The sequence below is a fragment of the Azospirillum sp. B4 genome (assembly GCF_000333275.1).
Lineage (GTDB): Bacteria > Pseudomonadota > Alphaproteobacteria > Azospirillales > Azospirillaceae > Nitrospirillum.
In genome coordinates, this window is sequence record NZ_BACU01000637.1 from 1 (window position 1) to 16,927 (window position 16,927).

14 protein-coding genes and 1 pseudogene are annotated in these 16,927 nt (G+C 67.8%); 9 read left to right on the plus strand and 6 right to left on the minus strand.

All coding sequences use genetic code 11. The features are described from left to right. From I55_RS38025 to I55_RS28405, 3 genes and pseudogenes are all read left to right on the plus strand, one after another. Window positions 1-296 (plus strand): annotated as a pseudogene (locus I55_RS38025) (hypothetical protein); the annotation flags it as partial. A 214-nt stretch (window positions 297-510) separates the two neighbouring features. After that, window positions 511-1,257, plus strand: a complete 747-nt coding sequence (locus I55_RS28400) for a DUF882 domain-containing protein (protein ID WP_252181347.1) — start codon at window positions 511-513, stop codon at window positions 1,255-1,257. Window positions 1,258-1,380: 123 nt separating this feature from the next. Continuing rightward, complete coding sequence (locus tag I55_RS28405; RefSeq protein WP_044564162.1) at window positions 1,381-1,818, plus strand: hypothetical protein; 438 nt, start codon at window positions 1,381-1,383, stop codon at window positions 1,816-1,818. Window positions 1,819-1,934: 116 nt separating this feature from the next. Here the strand turns inward: I55_RS28405 and I55_RS28410 are convergent, their stop codons facing one another. The 3 genes from I55_RS28410 to I55_RS33650 all read right to left on the minus strand — a co-directional run bounded on the left by I55_RS28410 (window position 1,935) and on the right by I55_RS33650 (window position 6,337). After that, complete coding sequence (locus I55_RS28410; protein ID WP_044564093.1) at window positions 1,935-3,209, minus strand: dicarboxylate/amino acid:cation symporter; 1,275 nt, start codon at window positions 3,207-3,209, stop codon at window positions 1,935-1,937. A 299-nt stretch (window positions 3,210-3,508) separates the two neighbouring features. Beyond that, window positions 3,509-4,027 carry a hypothetical protein gene (locus tag I55_RS28415; RefSeq protein ID WP_044564094.1) on the minus strand — a complete coding sequence of 173 codons (519 nt, stop codon included), beginning with the start codon at window positions 4,025-4,027 and terminating at the stop codon, window positions 3,509-3,511. Between the two features lie 36 nt (window positions 4,028-4,063). Further along, window positions 4,064-6,337 carry a sensor histidine kinase gene (locus I55_RS33650; protein ID WP_049974600.1) on the minus strand — a complete coding sequence of 758 codons (2,274 nt, stop codon included), beginning with the start codon at window positions 6,335-6,337 and terminating at the stop codon, window positions 4,064-4,066. Between the two features lie 285 nt (window positions 6,338-6,622). Here I55_RS33650 and I55_RS33655 point away from each other — a divergent pair, with 285 nt between their 5' ends. Next, complete coding sequence (locus tag I55_RS33655) at window positions 6,623-8,542, plus strand: ATP-binding protein (RefSeq protein ID WP_049974601.1); 1,920 nt, start codon at window positions 6,623-6,625, stop codon at window positions 8,540-8,542. Between the two features lie 61 nt (window positions 8,543-8,603). On the opposite strand, the gene I55_RS28430 is transcribed toward I55_RS33655, so the two are convergent. Then, window positions 8,604-8,951, minus strand: coding sequence for an ArsC/Spx/MgsR family protein (locus I55_RS28430; RefSeq protein ID WP_044564095.1), 348 nt, complete (start codon window positions 8,949-8,951; stop codon window positions 8,604-8,606). Window positions 8,952-9,137: 186 nt separating this feature from the next. Between I55_RS28430 and I55_RS28435 the strand changes: the two genes are divergently transcribed. Further along, window positions 9,138-12,596 carry an SIS domain-containing protein gene (locus tag I55_RS28435; RefSeq protein WP_049974602.1) on the plus strand — a complete coding sequence of 1,153 codons (3,459 nt, stop codon included), beginning with the start codon at window positions 9,138-9,140 and terminating at the stop codon, window positions 12,594-12,596. Then, on the plus strand, window positions 12,593-13,315 hold the full coding sequence (locus tag I55_RS28440; protein WP_044564096.1) for an SDR family NAD(P)-dependent oxidoreductase: 723 nt from the start codon (window positions 12,593-12,595) through the stop codon (window positions 13,313-13,315). Before I55_RS28435 ends, I55_RS28440 begins: the two co-directional genes overlap by 4 nt. A 120-nt stretch (window positions 13,316-13,435) precedes the next feature. Here I55_RS28440 and phhA read toward each other — a convergent pair whose 3' ends face one another. Both phhA and I55_RS28450 read right to left on the minus strand, forming a co-directional pair. Continuing rightward, on the minus strand, window positions 13,436-14,308 hold the full coding sequence (gene phhA / locus I55_RS28445; protein WP_044564097.1) for a phenylalanine 4-monooxygenase: 873 nt from the start codon (window positions 14,306-14,308) through the stop codon (window positions 13,436-13,438). Window positions 14,309-14,455: 147 nt separating this feature from the next. Further along, window positions 14,456-14,947, minus strand: a complete 492-nt coding sequence (locus I55_RS28450; protein ID WP_044564098.1) for an Lrp/AsnC family transcriptional regulator — start codon at window positions 14,945-14,947, stop codon at window positions 14,456-14,458. Between the two features lie 137 nt (window positions 14,948-15,084). Here I55_RS28450 and hppD point away from each other — a divergent pair, with 137 nt between their 5' ends. The 3 genes from hppD (at window position 15,085) to mazF (ending at window position 16,926) form a co-directional block, all read left to right on the plus strand. Beyond that, the gene (gene hppD / locus I55_RS28455; protein WP_044564099.1) at window positions 15,085-16,215 is read left to right on the plus strand and encodes a 4-hydroxyphenylpyruvate dioxygenase; all 1,131 of its coding nucleotides are present in this window, start codon (window positions 15,085-15,087) and stop codon (window positions 16,213-16,215) included. A 136-nt stretch (window positions 16,216-16,351) separates the two neighbouring features. Further along, window positions 16,352-16,594 (plus strand): AbrB/MazE/SpoVT family DNA-binding domain-containing protein, encoded by a 243-nt coding sequence (locus tag I55_RS28460; protein ID WP_044564100.1) that lies wholly within the window; start codon window positions 16,352-16,354, stop codon window positions 16,592-16,594. Beyond that, the gene (gene mazF, locus I55_RS28465; RefSeq protein ID WP_083901495.1) at window positions 16,591-16,926 is read left to right on the plus strand and encodes an endoribonuclease MazF; all 336 of its coding nucleotides are present in this window, start codon (window positions 16,591-16,593) and stop codon (window positions 16,924-16,926) included. Before I55_RS28460 ends, mazF begins: the two co-directional genes overlap by 4 nt. The last annotated feature ends 1 nt before the right edge of the window (window position 16,927 follow it).

Consider the following 16,927-nt stretch of genomic DNA (forward strand, 5'->3'; position numbering starts at 1 on the left):
ACATCTATGGGCGAGACGCCCGCGAGCTGGCCGCCCTGAACGGCCCCCGCACGTGCAAGCCGGTGGTGCCCGCCGCCACCCAGCCGGCAGCCCACACGCCGGGCAGTGCGCCCAATGCCGCCCCGGCCGCCCCCGCGACGGCGGCTTCTGGCGGCGCGACCAAAGCGCCTGAGACTCCAAAGCCTTCGGCGCAGGAACAACACGGCGGGGCCGCCTCCACCCCAGCCCCCACCCAGGCCCCCTCTGGTCCGGTGGCCCCGACGCCAGCGGCGGCGACTACCAACCAAACGCGTTGACCGAAGGACGGACCGTCGCCGGGGATGAACGGATTGTGACCGTTTCGAAAGCGGTTGCAAAGGCGCCACGCCACGCTTCGCCCCGGTAGCGGTCACAGGTTCATCAAATTTTTGCCTCATTTCAGGCTTGCTTATTCATACCCCGTTGTCACAGACTGCAGCCCAGCCCTGCTAGTGACGCGGGTCTTCGGCAAGACAGATGGGGACATCCGGAATGGACGAACGGCACGCCGCGGCGCGTTTGCCTATTATTGGCTGCGACACCCCCACCGTCCCTGACGCGTCCCCCGTCGCCTCCACCGTCGCTGTCCCCACCCGCCGTGGCCTTCTGGCCGGGTTCGCCAAGCTGGCCGCCGGCGCCGCCCTGGTGGGGGGCGTGGTCGATCCGCTGCCCGCCCTGGCCAAGGCCGTTTCCAAGAACCACCACACCGGCCACGGCCACAGCGCCGCCCACGGCAACCTGATGCATGGTGACTGGTCCAACGCCCGCGCCGCCACCCGCGCCGGGTCCGACAACCGCCGTGTGCTGGCGTTCAACCATCTGCACACTGGGGAGAAGCTGAAGGTCACCTACTGGTCTGACGGCAAGTACCTGCCGACCGCGCTGCACGACGTGAACGCCATCCTGCGCGACTGGCGGACCAACCAGACCATCGCCATGGACCCGAAGCTGCTGGACCTGATGTTCCAGATGCAGCGCCGCCTGCACAGCAACGACACCATCCAGGTCATCTGCGGCTACCGCTGCCCCAAGACCAACGCCATGCTGGCCGCCAACAGCGAAGGTGTCGCCAGCCACAGCATGCACATGGAAGGCAAGGCCATCGACCTGGACCTGGCCAGCAAGCCCCTGGCCCGCATCCGCCAGGTGGCGGTGGAACTGAAGCAGGGCGGCGTCGGCTATTATCCCAAGTCCCACTTCGTCCACGTCGACACCGGCCGCGTCCGCCAGTGGGCGTGAAAGCCGGGGCGTAATGGCCGGGGGCGTAATGGCCGGGATGTAATCTCCTTCCATAGGCGGGCTTGATCGCGCTCGCGACCGCATGAGACAACCCGGCCACAATTGGACGGGGATATTTCCGATATGCGGCAGTTTCTTGGGGTGGCGTATGCCGCCGTTTCGCTTTTCCTGACACCGACGGCCCTCGCCCAGACACCGGTGCCCTTCACCGGTCGCGACCTCAGCGGCACCTATGCCTGCACGGGCGTGGACGGGCACGAGGGGCCCTACACCTCCACCGTGACGCTGGAGATGGACAAGGCGCAATCCCACGGGGTACGCGCCGGCTATCACTTCAAGATGGAGGTGCCGAACTACGGCACTTATCGCGGCGTGGCCACCGCCGACGGCGACGTCATGGCCATCACCTTCGCGCACGAGGACCCGGCCACCCAGGACTACGGCACCGGCATCGCCAAGGTGGCCAAAACCAAGGACGGCAAGCTCCGCTTCGACAAGTTCTACTATGAGGAAGCCTACAAGGGCGGGAACACCGGCACGGAAAGCTGCATTCGCGACTGACGCCCCCTCCCCAAAAAGCAAACAGGCCCCGGATCGTCGAGCCGGGGCCTGTTTCATTCACAGCATGGTGTCTTGATATCATCCGCTCCAGGAAGCGGACCGGACGACGCGGGATGTCAGGCCGCTGTTGGCCCGGCCGCCAGTTCGGCATGCAGGCGCTTTTCGTCCAGCTCCTTTTCCCACTTGCTGACGGCGACGGTGGCGACGCCATTGCCCACCAGGTTGGTCAGGGCGCGGCATTCGCTCATGAAGCGGTCGATGCCCACCAGCAGGGTCAGCGAGGCGATGGGAATGTCCGGCACCACCGCCAGCGTGGCGGCCAGCGTGATGAAGCCGGCGCCCGTGACGCCGCTGGCGCCCTTGGAGGTCAGCATGGCCACCAGCAGGATGGTGATCAGATGGCCGAAGGTCAGGTGGGTGCCGGTCGCCTGGGCCAGGAACAGGGTGGCCAGGGTCATGTAGATGTTGGTGCCGTCCAGGTTGAAGCTGTAGCCGGACGGGATGACCAGGCCGACCACGGGCCGGGCGCAGCCCAGACGCTCCATCTTCTCCATCATCTGCGGCAGCACCGTCTCGGACGAGGACGTGCCCAGGACGATCAGCAGTTCCGCCTTGATGTAGTTGATGAAGCGCAGGATGGAGAAGCCGCACAGCCAGGCGACGGTGCCCAGCACCACCAGCACGAACAGCAGGCTGGTCAGATAGAAGCTGCCGATCAGCATGCCGAGGTTGATCAGCGCGGCGACGCCGTACTTGCCGATGGTGAAGGCCATGGCGCCGAAGGCGCCGATGGGGGCCAGGCGCACCACCATGTGGATGATGCGGAAGAAGATCTTCGACAGGCGCTCGATGACCACCGTGGCCGGCTTGCCATAGTCACCCAGGTGGGCGATGGCGAACCCGGTCAGGATGGCGATCAGCAGGACCTGCAGCAGGTCGCCGCCGCCCAGCGCGCCCAGATAGGTGTCGGGGATGATGCCCAGGATGTGGTCGGCCACCGTATCCTTCGCCGCCTTGTCCACATACGTGGCCACCGACTTGGCGTCCAGGGTGTGGGGGTCGACATTCATGCCGTTGCCGGGACGCACGAACTCACCCACCAGCAGGCCGATGACCAGGGCGAAGGTGGAGATGACCTCGAAATAAATCAGCGCCTTGCCGCCCACGCGGCCAACCTTCTTCATGTCGGTCATGGCGGAGATGCCGCTGACCACCGTGCAGAAGATGACAGGCGCGATCATCATCTTCACCAACTTGATGAAGCCATCCCCAAGGGGCTTCAGCGACGCGCCGAAGGACGGCCAGACATAGCCGACGATGATGCCCAGGACGATGGCGATCAGGACTTGGAAGTATAGAACCGAGTACCAGGGCTTTTTAACTTGTTCCATGGGCACTTCTCCCTTGACCCCGTGCGGCGGGGCGTGTTGCCGGGCCCCCATCCCCGATGCCCCGGGGACCCCGCGGCCGATGCGCGGCCGTTAGGTGCGACAAGAAAGCAATTAGCGCGGAAGATCAAGGCTTAAGGCAGCATCGCGCCGGCCCGCGCTGATGAAATTTTTTGACCGATGCGCCCCGGAAACAGCACGGTGTGGCCCCAGCACCCCGCCGTGAGCGGCACAGACGTACAAGACAGGGCGGACGAGTTCTTGGGGCCGTCACTCTTCCCAAGACTTGAAGGGCCCGATCGTCAGAACACGGTCAGCTGCGGTGGCGCGGTCTTCAGCAGGTTTTCCAGCCGCTGCACCACCTCTTCCATGTTGACACGCACACGGTCCAGCTCATCCGCCGTCTTGTCGTCGATACCGGCCTCGAACAGCATCATGTCGTAGTCGGTCAGCACCTTGGTGAAGGCCTCCCGCTCATGCTGCAGGATCTCGTAGGCGCCCAGGGCGTGGACCAGCAGCTGCGGCGGATTGCGGAAGAAGGCCAGGCTGACTCGGGTGAAGGCGGCGATGGACCGCAGGCGCATGCGGATCAGCCACGACTTCAGCTCCCGCGGGGCGTCGTTGGGCCGGCTGTCGGCCTTGTCGCCGATGGTGAAGATCATCGCCTGGATTTCGTGATAGACGCTGCGCGCCTTCTTGTAATCCGGGAAGGACTGGGCCGGGCGCGCGGACATCTGTTCGAAGGACGTCACCGTCGACGACAGCGACCCCGCCAGCTCACGCAGCAGGGCACCGTGATTGACCTCCTTCTTCATGCGCATTGGGGTGGTCCCTGAAAGCGGCTCCTGGCCCTTAGCTTAACGCGCCATCCCCGTCCCCACCAGGGTATCAGGTGTATGGGGTGCCCCATCGGTGGCGGCGCCATCCGGGGCGCTACCATCCGGCGCCTCCGCATCACCATCCACCCCGTCCCGCGGGTCGTCGCTCAGGCCCAGGTCCCGGGCCGCCAGATCGGGCAGCACCAAGGTGAAGCGGGTGCCGGCCCCGGCCTCGCTGGCGGCGCGTACCGTGCCCTTCAGGCGGTGCGTCACCAGGTTGTAGACGATGTTGAGGCCCAGGCCGGTGCCGCCGGCCCCCCGCCGCGTGGTGAAGAACGGATCGAAGATGCGTGGCAGGATGGCCGCCGGTATGCCCCGGCCATCGTCCTGGTAGACCACCTCCGCCCCACCGGCGCCATCCCCCTCCGGCGCCAGCCGGCGGGCGGTCAGGGTGATGCGGCCGCGCACGCCAGCGTCGTACCCGTGCAGGATGGAATTGGAAACGAAGTTGGTCAGCACCTGGGCCAACAGGCCCGGATAGGTTTCCAGCTCCACCGGCCCTTGGCAGACCACCTCCGCCATGTGGCCATGGCGCCGCAGGTTGGGACCCAGGCTGGCCACCACCTCTTCCATATAGGCGCACAGCTCCACCCGCCGCCGTTCCTCGGAACTCTGGTCGGCCGACACCTGCTTGAAACTCTGGATCAGGGTGGCGGCGCGGCCGATATTGGCCAACATCAGACGGGCGGATTCCGTCAGTTCCCCCATGAAGTCCATCAGGTCGCTGCGGCGCAGGCGGCCGTCGCGCACCAGATGGTCGATGGCCGTCACCCGTTCGGAAACATGGGATGCCGTGGTCAGGGTCACGCCGATGGGGGTGTTGATCTCATGCGCCACGCCCGCCACCAGTTGACCCAGCGAGGCCAGCTTCTCCGACTGCACCAGGGCGTCCTGCGAGCGCTTCAGCTTTTCCAGGCTGTCGCTCAGCTCCGCCGTGCGGGTGCGAACCCTGTCCTCCAGCTCGTCGTTGGCGCGGCGCAGGGCCGCCTCGCTGGCTTCCAAGGCACGTTCCCGCTCCTCCCGCTCCTTGCCGATACGGTAGGCCACGCCGAAGGTCAGCAGCACCAGGCCGATGGCGTTGGGGGCGTAGAGCGCCGCCTCGGTCCAGATGGCGGCCGGCAGCACGCCGCCGGCGCGCAGCGACCATACGACCGCCACCCCCATGATGGGCAGGAAGCCCAGCAGGAAGAAGCGGGCGTTCACGGACCGGCGCAGATCCCGCACCGCCGCCGTCAGCGCCAACGCCGACCCCATCAGCGCCAGCACCTGGGCGATGCCGGAGCCGCGGGCGGGATCCAGGTAATGCACGGGCGTGTCCAGGATCAGCAGGCCGGTGGAGAGCAACAGCAGCCGGGCGATCCAGGGTTGGCGCCGCCGCAGATCCAGGAACTGCACGGCGAATATCTGGCCCACGGCCACGGGCAGGGTGCCCACCACCTCGCGATAATAGTGGCTGGCCAGGTCCGCCGGCAGGTGTTCCCAGGGATAACCCAGTTGGCCGTAGATGTAGGCGAGCGTGATCAGGGCGTAGAACAGCAGCGTCACCCCCACCTCCACCCCCGCCATCACCACCAGGGCGAACTGATAGGCGGCGGCAATGATGAGGACGCCGAAGGTCAGGCCATGCAGCAGGATGTCGCGCCGGTCCACCTGCGCCTGGGCGTCGCTGGTGCGCAGGTAGAGCGCGAAGGAGGCGAAGTAGTGCTCCACCCTCAGGTACAGCACCGTCCGCCCCGGCGGCAGCGTCAGCGTGAAGACGGGATAGCGGTGGGGGATGTCGGTGCCGCGCACCGCCGCGCCCTCGGCCACATGGCGCTGTTCCGCCGGCTCCAGCCCGTCGCCGGAAAAGGCGTAGAGGTCCAGCGCCCGGTAGTAGGGATAGGCGAAGACCAGCAGGCGGTTCAGGGGGGCATCGGTGGGATTGTCCAGGGTGACGCGCGCCCAGTAGGCGGAGCGCGTGCGGGCGAAGCCGGGCGTGTCCCGCGTGGCGGGAACGAAGTGCCGCGCCGCCGGGCCTGACATCACGTCCGCCAGGGTCAGCGCCCGGCCGGGATCCTCCAGGATGTCGAGATGCCCGCCTAGCGACAGATCCGGGCCGGTGACCGCCACCTCGCCCGCACGGGCGGCGGAGGTGCCCAGAACCGCTGCCACGACCAGCAACAGCAGGGTCGAGAGCAGCACCAGGACGCGGCGGGGACCGGCCGCCACCCGCGTTCCACCGTGATCCCGCCCATCGCCGCCGCGCACGCCCATCGTCCGTCCGATACATCGTGATTGGCGCCAACCATGCCCTATCCGAACGGGAAAGGCACGCCTTGCGTGTCCTGGCGCACACCGGCACGCGCGAACCGTCAAAGGACCCCCTCCCGCCACGCGCCACCCGGCACCACCCTGTTCCCGGCCATCAATTGCCACGTCCGCGGCCCCATGATAAGCGTCCGGAAGGACGGGCCACCTCCTATCCCGCGCGATCGGGAAAGGCGGGGCCGAACAGGCGGCGGGGCGCCCTTGGGCACGGGATATCGGAACGGGGGGGCCATGAAACGGCTGGCGGAATGGATAAAATCCATTGGCCCGGGCCGCCTGATCAATATGTCGCTGGCCGCCGGCATCATCCTGTCGCTGGTGTTCGTGCACGCCGAGTTCACCCGGGGCCTGAATTCCCGCCGCGCCGAGATCCGGCAGGAGATGGATATCCAGGCCATCGCCCTGGACGGCACGCTGTCGGCCATTTCCGGCCGGATCAACCGCCTGCGCGAAGGGACGCGACGGTCGCTACGGCCCCCGCCCCCGACCGACTCCGGCTTCGTGCCCAGCTTCCTCGACGCGGTCGCCCAGGCGGGTGAGGGGGAGGTGACGGTCCTGGATCATACCGGCCAGCCGGGCACCCCCGCCGACGTCCTGGGTGGTCCCCCCGCGGCGGCCGTGCTGGCCCTTTCGGACCGGGCGGTGTCCCATCGCGAAGGCCTGTCGCGGCCCGACCATGCCCACTGGCGGACGGACATCGCCGCCACCGTGGCGCTGGCCCAGCAGTTGGCCCTGGACGTCCGCACCCAGCCGGGCATCACCCGGGGCTATTTCATCGCCACATCGGGTTTGGTGGCGGTGGCGCCCTGGCGCGCGACGGACAACGCCCGTGAACTGATGGCCACCGCCTTCGATCGTGGCGCCTACCGCCTGTCCACCCAGGCGGCCAACCCAGCCGGCCGCATCCTGTGGACGGAGACGTCGGCGGCGCAGGCCGCCGTCGCCGCCCCCATCGACGATCAGGGCCGTTTCCTGGGCGTGGTCGCCTTCGACCTGGATCCCGCCCTGCTGGCCCTGCCGCTGAACACCGCCGGCGGCGCCGTCCTGCTGCTGGGATCCGATGACCGCGTGCTGTCCTCCACGGGCAGCCCGCCGGCCGATCTGTTCCAGCCGGGCGGCCCCACGCCTTTGGGCCCGACGGCCACGATGACCAAGGAGGCGACCACCACCGAGCACGCGGGCTACATCGTCACCGTCCGCCCCCTGGCCAACGCCCCCTGGCGCCTGGTGCACGTGGCCCCCCGTTCCGCCCTGACCTGGTCGCTGGTCCTGCATACCGCCGGTTCCATGGCGGGCTTCTCCAGCGTGCTGCTGGCGGTGGTGCTGCTGTTCAACATGGTGGTGCGCCGCATGGTGCGCTCGCAGGAACGGTCGGCCGCGGCGGAGCGCGAGGCGCGGTCGGCCACGGAGCAGGCGTTGGCCGAACTGCGCGCCGCCCATGACGAGCTGGACTTCCTGAACCGGGAAAAGACGCGCTTCTTCTCCCTGATCTCCCACGACCTGCGCGGACCGTTCAACGTGCTGCTGGGCATGACCAAGGAACTGGCGGACCATGGCACACGCATGGCGCCGGCGGACGTGGCCGACTTCGCCGCATCCGTGCACCAGAGCGCCGTCACCGCCCACACCCTGCTGGACAACCTGCTGAACTGGTCCCGGGTGCAGATGTCGGGCACGCCCTTCAGCCCGTCCGTCATGCCGCTGGGTGAGGTGGTGGCCGCCGCAATCCACGACCTGGGCCCCACGGCGGACGCGAAGGGCATCCGCATCCTGGACGCCTCGGGCGACCGCCACATCCTGGCCGACCGCACCATGGTGCTGGCCATCCTGCGCAACCTGCTGGCCAACGCCATCAAGTTCAGCCACCCCAACCAGGGCGTCCAGGTGACCTCCCGCGCACTGGGTGACCGGCTGGAGATCGCGGTCAGCGACCGGGGCATCGGCATGGACCCTGAGCACCTGGACCAGCTATACCGCCGCGAGGCGCAGGACAGCCGCCCCGGGACCCTGGGCGAGGTGGGCACCGGCCTGGGCCTGACCCTGGTGCGCGACCTGGTGGCCCGCCACGGCGGCGTGCTGGCCATCAACAGCCAGCCCGGCGCCGGCACCACCGTCAGCTTCACCGTGCCGTTGGCGGCCGCGCCGCGTTGAGCTTGTTCCTCATTGGCCGGGCGCCAAGCTTCCGCCGCAATTCATAGGCACTTCAGTACGATCAGAGTACTTCCGCCAGCCGTTCCACCGGCCGGCAGAGCACGGCGCCCTTGGGGCTGCGGGCGATGGGGCGCTCGATCAGGATGGGATGTTGCGCCATGAGGTCCAGCAGGGCGTCGTCGCCATAGCCGCCGGCTGGTTCGCCGGCCAGCAGCTCGTCATTGCCCCGCCGGCGCAGGATGTCCGCCGGGCGTGCCTTCATGGCCGTGAGCATGTCGGCCAGGGCGGCGCGGTCCGGCGGCGTCTTCAGGTATTCCACCACCCGGACATCGTGCCCGCCGGCCTGAAGGTCGGCCAGCACCCGGCGGGAGGTGGAGCATTTGGGATTGTGCCACAGGGTGATGGTCATGCGGATCGTTCCGGGGTCGGAGGTCGGGGCCAGGCGGGCACCATAGCGGTCCGACCGCCGTGAAGCCACCCCACCCGCGATCGTACCAGGAATGGCCGACACCGCATGTGTAACGTTACGTTTTCCGCCTTCCGCCCCGGGCCCGGCCTGGACTATGACTGCGGTCTGTTTCGAGTGAGGTGAAAGATGTGCGGCATCGCCGGTTTCCTGGGTAATCGCAACTGGACCCGTACGGCGGACCTGTCCTGGCTGAAGGCCGTGGCCGATGATCTGGCCGCCGATCGTTTGGACAGCGCCAACGCGCCCGCCGCCATCGATGCCGCGCTGGACGGGCTGGTGGCGCGCTTCACCGCGCTGATGTCCTTCCCCACCCACATGGCCGCCGTGGCCGATCCCACCACCGCCGCCCTGCTGACGGCCGTGGCCGACCGTGTCGACGCGCTGGAGGCGGCGCTGCGGTCCGGCGACGCCGCGCGCGACGTGGCGGTGGAACGCACGGCCGAGCGCCTGCGCGACTATTCCTGGCAGCTGCGCACCGAGGTGCTGGGCAACATCGGCCGCACCCTGGCCCTGCTGCCGGAGGGCGCGGCCTCCACCCGGCCTCAGCACGCCGTCGCCTGGGCCGCGGAACAGGTGCTGGAGAACCTGGACCGGCTGGAGGTGCGCGGCCGCGACAGCGCCGGCATCGCCCTGCAGATCACCATCGACCACCGCTACACCCTGGACGACCTGCCCGCCGCCCTGCGGGCGGCCGCGACCGAGCGCCTGGCCGTGGGCGACCGGCATGAGGGCCTGGCGCTGCACGCCCTGCCCGACGGCCGCACCACCGTGCGCTTCACCTACAAGGTGGCGACCCTGATCGGCCGCCTGGGCGACAACGGCGCCTTCCTGCGCGGCCGCATGCGCGCCGACGCCGTGCTGTGGGAGGTGGCGCGCCACGCCGCCAGCTTCAGCGCCATCGCCCACACCCGCTGGGCCTCGCATGGCGCCATCAGCCTGGCCAACTGCCACCCCATGAACGCCCGCCTGCTCAACGAAGATGGCGCGGGCAAAGGCGTCACGGCGCTGAGCCCCGATGCCGACGCCATGGTGGCGCTGAACGGCGACATCGACAACTACCGGGCCCTGACCGAGACCGCCATCGAGGGCACGGGCCACAGCCTGCCCACCGAGGTGACCACTGACACCAAGGTCATCCCCGTGCTGTTCCGCCTGGAGGGCGCGACGGGCAATGGCGGCGGCAACGCCGACCGCTTCCTGACCACCATCCGGCGGCTGGACGGGTCCATGGCCGTCATCCTGCAGCACCCCACCGATCCGGAACGGCTGCAGCTGGGCCAGAAGGGCAGCGGCCAGAGCCTGTTCGTGGCCGAGGTCGACGACGGCCTGATCGTGGCGTCGGAGAACTACGGCCTGGCACCCCGGGCCCGCCGCTCCATCCCCCTGGCGCAGGTGGAGCGCGGGGGCCTGGCCGTCACCCTGTCGGTCAAGGCGGGTGAGCCGGCGCTGGCCGCCCGCACGGTGGACGACGGTACCGCCGCGCCGCTGAAGGCCGACCCCATCGAGATCTTCTCCCGCGACATCTTCCGCGGCCGGCACGACCATTTCTTCGAGAAGGAAGTGCATGAGGCGCCGGCCAGCGTGCGCAAGACCCTGGCCGGCCGCTACCGCCGTCAGGACCGCCGCGTCAGCTTCGACCTGGCCGCCGCCAGCGGGCACGACACCGGTCCCTGGACGGCCTTGCGTGCCCGCCTGGCCGACCCGGCGAAGCCGCCCATCCGCCGCATCCTGGTGACCGGCCAGGGCACCGCCGCCATCGCCGCCATGGGCATCGAGCACCTGATCCGCCTGGCGCTGGACAAGGCCCCGGTGACCGTGACCAGTGCCAAGGCCTCGGAACTGTCCACCAACCTGGACGGCAGAAACCTGGACGACGCCCTGGTCATCGCCATCAGCCAGAGCGGCACCACCACCGACACCAACCGCACGGTGGACCTGGCCCGGGCCGCCGGCGCGTGGATCCATGCCATCGTCAACCGCCGCAACAGCCCCCTGGTGCGCAAGTCGGACAGCCATCTGTTCACCAGCGACGGCCGCGACATCGAGATGGCGGTGGCCTCCACCAAGGCCTTCTACAGCCAAGTGGCGGCCGGCAAGCTGACCGCGCTGTGCCTGGCCGATGCGCTGGGCACCCTGCCGGCCCAGCAGATCCATGACGAGATGGTGGCGCTGGAGTCCCTGCCCCAGCGCATCCAGGAGGTGCTGGACGACGAAGGCGCCATCGCCGCCTGCGCCAGGGCCTACGCCCCGCGCAACCGATACTGGGCGGTGGTGGGCAACGGCGCCAACAAGGTGGCGGCGGAGGAGATCCGCATCAAGCTGTCGGAGCTCTGCTACAAGTCCATCCCGGTCGACTATACCGAGGACAAGAAGCACATCGACCTGTCGACCGAGCCCCTGACCCTGGTGGTGGCCAACGATCTGGCGCCGCTGCTGGCCCAGGACACAGCCAAGGAAGTGGCCATCTTCAAGGCGCACAACGGCAAGCCCATCGTCTTCGCCGCCAAGGGCGAAACCTGCTTCGCCCCCTATGCCGAGGCGGTGGTCCACCTGCCGTCGGCCGGCGCCGGGCTGGACTTCATCATGGCCACGGTGGCCGGCCACCTGTGGGGCTTCCACGCCGCGCTGGCCATCGATGCCGAATCCCGCCCCTTCCGCGAGGTGTCGGCCGCCCTGGACCAGGCGCTGGCCGATCCGGATCGGCCGGTGACGCCGGTGGCCACCAGCCTGGCCACCATCATCGACCGCATCGCCGACGGGCACCTGGACGCGGCCCTGCCCGCCAGCTACGCCGCACGGCTGGCCAAACTGACCTCGGCCTTGCCCATGCTGGACACGCCCGGTGGCAAACCGGAGCGGGCGGCCCTGATCACCCGCGGCCAGGACCTGCTGCGCGTGGTGTTCGAGGAGACGTCACGTCCCATCGACACCATCCGCCACCAGGCCAAGACGGTGACCGTCGGCATTTCCCGTCCTGGCCGGGAGATCAGCCCGCTGCTGCTGGGGGCCTTGGCCGACCTGGGCGCCGCCCCCGCCGATCTGGCGGAGCCGGAGCGCCAACTGCTGATCGCCCTGTCCACCCTGGTCATCGGGGTGGAGGGCGGCGTGCGCTACCACCCGGCGGGTGGCCCGGGGGATGGCGCCGACGGCACGCCGCTGCTGCGCGCGGTGGAGCGCAGCGGCCGCGCCAAGGGCGTGCCCTCCCGCCACGACAGTCCGGCGCCGGCCACGGGTGGCAAGCGCCGTGTCCTGCGCCTGGGCCGGGGCATGCTGTCGGGGGGCGCCAACGGGACCGAAACCCTGGTGCTGCTGCCCTTGATGCGGGAGCCCAACTGGACGCCCAACGGCCTGTTGCTGATGCACCTGGCCCTGGTCAGCCAAGCATCGCTCCAGCAAAAGATTGCAATATTGAAAGATTTGCGCCTGTATGAGGACCTGTTCGACGCTTATCATGAGGCACAGGCGGGGGGTGCCGGGGACGGGTCTGGAACTGGGCAGACCGGTGGCTTCGCCGCCTTCCTGGAAAAGCTTCCCCCGCGTGATCTTATTCTTTCCACGCCAGCGGACCTGATCCGCCGGTCTTGAACCTGGACTTGGGGACGGTGATGCAGCGGGCGGGGCGTTTGGCGGACCGGACGGCGGTGGTGACGGGGGCGGCGGCCGGACTGGGCCGCGCCATCGCCGTCGCCCTGGCACAGGAGGGCGCGAACGTCGTCCTGCACCACCTGCTGCCGGAGGAGGCGCCGGCCGCCACCGAAACGGCCCGCCAGATCCAGGCGCTGGCTCGCACCGCCATCGTCGTGCAGGCCGACATCACCCAGCCCTCCGGCGCCTACACCGTGGCGGAGACGGCCATCGCCGCCTTCGACCATGTTGACATCCTGGTCAACAACGCCGGCTTCCGCCTGCGTCAGCCCTTCGACGGCATGACGTTGGAGTTGTTCGAGGCCACCATGGCGGCCAACATGGGCAGCACCTTCCTGATGGTGCGCCATTTGCTTCCCCTGATGCGGGCGCGCGGCTACGGCCGCATCGTCACCACGGTGGACAGCACCGCCATGGAAGGTGCCCGGGGCATGACGGCCTATGGCGCGGCCGCGTCCGCCCTGCTGGGATTCACCCGCAGCCTGGTGCATGAGTTCGGCGAACACGACATCGCCGCCAACTGCGTCTGCCCCGGCCACATGCCGGCCGACGCGAATGGCGAGGAAGAGGACTGGGCCGGCATCACCCCGGCCTACGTCTTCCTCGCCAGCGACGACGCCTACGCCATGATCGGCCAGACCCTGCGCCCCAGTCCTTAGGGGCTAAGCAGACTTTCCGAACTCCGCCCACACATGGGCGGGCTCGGAAATCTGCTGAACCATAGAGTCTGCAGGTTTCTCCAGGCCGGGCCATGTGTGGCCCGATCTGGAGGAACCTGCTTAGGCCGCCTGACGGCCCACGGTGAACACCCTGTCACCCGGCTGGATCTGGTCCGCCGGCAGGTCCGGCAAGGCGGACAGCTTGGCGTAAAGCGGGACGAAATCCCGCGCCGTGGCCTGGAACAGCTGGTCGAAGCTGTCCAGGACGAAGTAGGTTTCCTGGTAGTCGTCGATGCGGTAGCGGGTGCGCATCACCCGTTCCAGGTCGAAGGCCACGCGCTTTGGCTCCGGGCTTTCGATGCAGTACTGCGTCTCCCCGCGCGACGAGAGCATGCCGGCGCCATAGGCGCGCAGGCCCTGGGGCGTGTTGATCAGGCCGAATTCCACCATGTACCAGTAGAGGCGCGCCAGACGCTCCAGCCCGCCGTGGGCCGTGGCCTCCGCCCCCTTGGCGCCATAAGCTTGCAGATAGTCGGCGAAGACCGGGTGCATCAGCAGGGGCACGTGGCCGAAGAAGTCGTGGAACACATCCGGTTCCACCAGATAATCCATCTCGTCGGCGTTGCGGATCCAGTTGGTCACCGGGAAGCGCTTCTCCGCCAGGTGATTGAAAAAGACATCGTTGGGCAGCAGGCCGGGCACCGCCACCAGTGACCAGCCCGTGGCTTTGCCCAGCAGCCCACTGGCGCGGTCGAAATGGGGAACGCCGTCGCGGGCGTTCAGCCGCTCCAGGCTCTGCAGGAACTCCGGTGCCGCATAGCGGGGCAGCAGGGCCGACTGCCGGTCATACAGCGTGCGCCAGCGGGCGTGCTCCTCCACCGTTATCTTTTCCCAGCCCTGGGGCACGGTGTAGTCGGCGGCCATGGCGCTGTAGTCGCCCCGCAACGGGGTGTCGGACTTGCCGGCGGTGTCGACGGGCGTGCTGCTGTTCATGGCCCCTGCTCCCTGGCTGGTTGTCTGGAACCATTTTATCGCCGGATCAGCACCATTTTCTTGCGATCATGCCCTACCGTATAGGCACGCCGGCAACTTCATGCCGTTTTAAAGTTTCTCTTGGCAACGATGTGCTTTGGTCTATTTTCAGTCCCGCGCCAAGTCGGCGGCGGACGGCAGGGGCACGGCGGTGGAGTGCTTGACCACATCCAGCACGAAACTGGAACGCACGTCCTTCACCCCTGGGATCTGCAGCAGCTTCTTCATCGACACCTCGGCGAAGGCCTCCAAATCGCTCACCACCACCTGCACCAGATAGTCCATGGTGCCGGTCATGACGAAGCAGGACACCACCTCCGGTATCTGGCTGACCAGGCGGCGGAACACGGCGTCGCCTTCCGCGTTCTGGTCGATCTTGACCTCGACGAAGGCAACGACCCCCAGGCCCAGGCGGCGGCGATCCAACAGGGCGGCGTAGCCCTGGATATAACCCTGGTCCTCCAGATCCTTCACCCGGCGCAGACAGGGGGACGGCGACAAGCCCACGGCCTCCGCCAGGTCGACATTGGACAGGCGCCCATTGCGCTGCAGCGTATCCAGGATGCGTAGATCTGCCGCGTCCAGCGTGGATTTACCCATAGTGATGCCGCCTTAAGTGTTTCTTGAGCACAAGATTGCCCAATCCTGGCCAAACGCGGCAGACTTCGCAAGGAAATGCCGGGCCACCCGGCGTATCATCGACGGGAATGTTGCTTCAAACAGGGAGAGCGACCCGCATGTCCACCCCGACCGACACCACCCCCTCCTCGCCCGTCGCCGAGGCCGTCGCCGGCGGCGATCTGTGGGAGAACACGCTGGGTACCGATGGCTTCGAGTTCGTGGAATACACGGCGGAGGACACGGAGGCCCTGGGCCGGCTGTTCGAGGCCATGGGCTTCACCAAGGTCGCCCGCCACCGTTCCAAGAACGTGTCGCTGTACCGCCAGGGCGGCATCAACTTCATCGTGAACGCCGAACCGGACAGCATGGCCCAGCGCTTCGCCCGTGAACACGGCCCCAGCGCCTGCGCCATGGCCTTCCGCGTGAAGGACGCGGCCCAGGCCCTGAAGCATGCCGTGGCCCAGGGTGCCAAGGAAGTGAAGGGCACCGTCGGTCCGATGGAGCTGAACATCCCGGCCATCGAAGGCATTGGCGGCAGCCTGCTGTATCTGGTGGACCGCTACACCAGCCCCAGCATCTACGATATCGACTTCGTGCCCGTCGACGGGGCCAACCAGAACCCGGTGGGCGCCGGGCTGACGGTCATCGACCACCTGACGCACAACGTGCGCAAGGGCCGCATGGACCCGATCTCGGAGTTTTATGGCAAGATCTTCGGCTTCCGCCAGATCCGCTACTTCGACATCACGGGTGAGTACACCGGCCTGACCAGCCGGGCGCTGACCGCGCCCTGCGGCAAGATCCGCATCCCGATCAACGAGTCGAAGTCGGAGCAGGGCGCCGACAAGCTGGACCAGATCCAGGAGTTCATCGAGGCCTACAAGGGCGAGGGCATCCAGCACATCGCCCTGCTGACCGATGACATCATCGCCACCTGGGACAAGCTGAAGGAAGCGGGCGTGAAGTTCATGACCCCGCCGCCCGACACCTACTACGAAATGCTGGAAGAGCGCCTGCCCGGCCACGGCCAGCCGGTGGAGGAGTTGAAGAGGCGCGGCATCCTGCTGGACGGCAAGGACAACCGCTATCTGCTGCAGATCTTCACCGAGACGGCCATCGGCCCGATCTTCTTCGAGATCATTCAGCGCAAGGGCGACGAGGGCTTCGGCGAAGGCAACTTCCGCGCCCTGTTCGTCAGCATGGAGCGCGACCAGATCCGCCGCGGCGTGCTGAAGGTCGCCGAGTAAGCACTGTTCCGGTATCGGAATGAAGGGCGGCATCCTTACGGGTGCCGCCCTTTTTGTTTGGCCGCACGCAGGCGTATCGACATTGTCGACACATCGCTTTACCTTTACCCAACGCCGGAATGACAGGAGGCCGTGGATGCGCGTGACCGTGAAGAAGTGGGGAAACAGCGCCTCCGTCCGCATCCCCGTCGCCGTAATGGAAGCGGTGGGTCTGGAAATCGACGCCACCGTCGACATCCGGGAAGAGGATGGGCGCATCGTCATCGAACCGGTGCGGAAGGATGATTACGACATCGCCGACCTTGTTGCCGGCATCACGCCGGAAAACCTTCATGCCGAAGTCGCGTTCGGCCCGATGGTCGGCAAGGAAACCCTTTGATGACCTATGTTCCGGACGCCGGGGACATCGTCTGGCTGCAATTCAACCCGCAGGCGGGGCATGAGCAAGCGGGACACCGGCCAGCCGTAGTGCTGAGCCCGGCCAGCTATAATCGGCGTACCAGCCTGATGCTCTGCTGCCCGATGACGACGCAGATCAAGGGCTATCCGTTCGAGGTCCTGATCGGCTCCCAGCAGGATCAGGCCGTCCTGGCGGATCAGGTGAAAAGCCTGGACTGGCAGGTGCGGAGAGCAGAACTCAAGGGCAAGCTGACCGCAGCGGAATTATCCGAGATCCGTCGGAAAGCGACAGCCCTCATCGGCAAACCCTGAC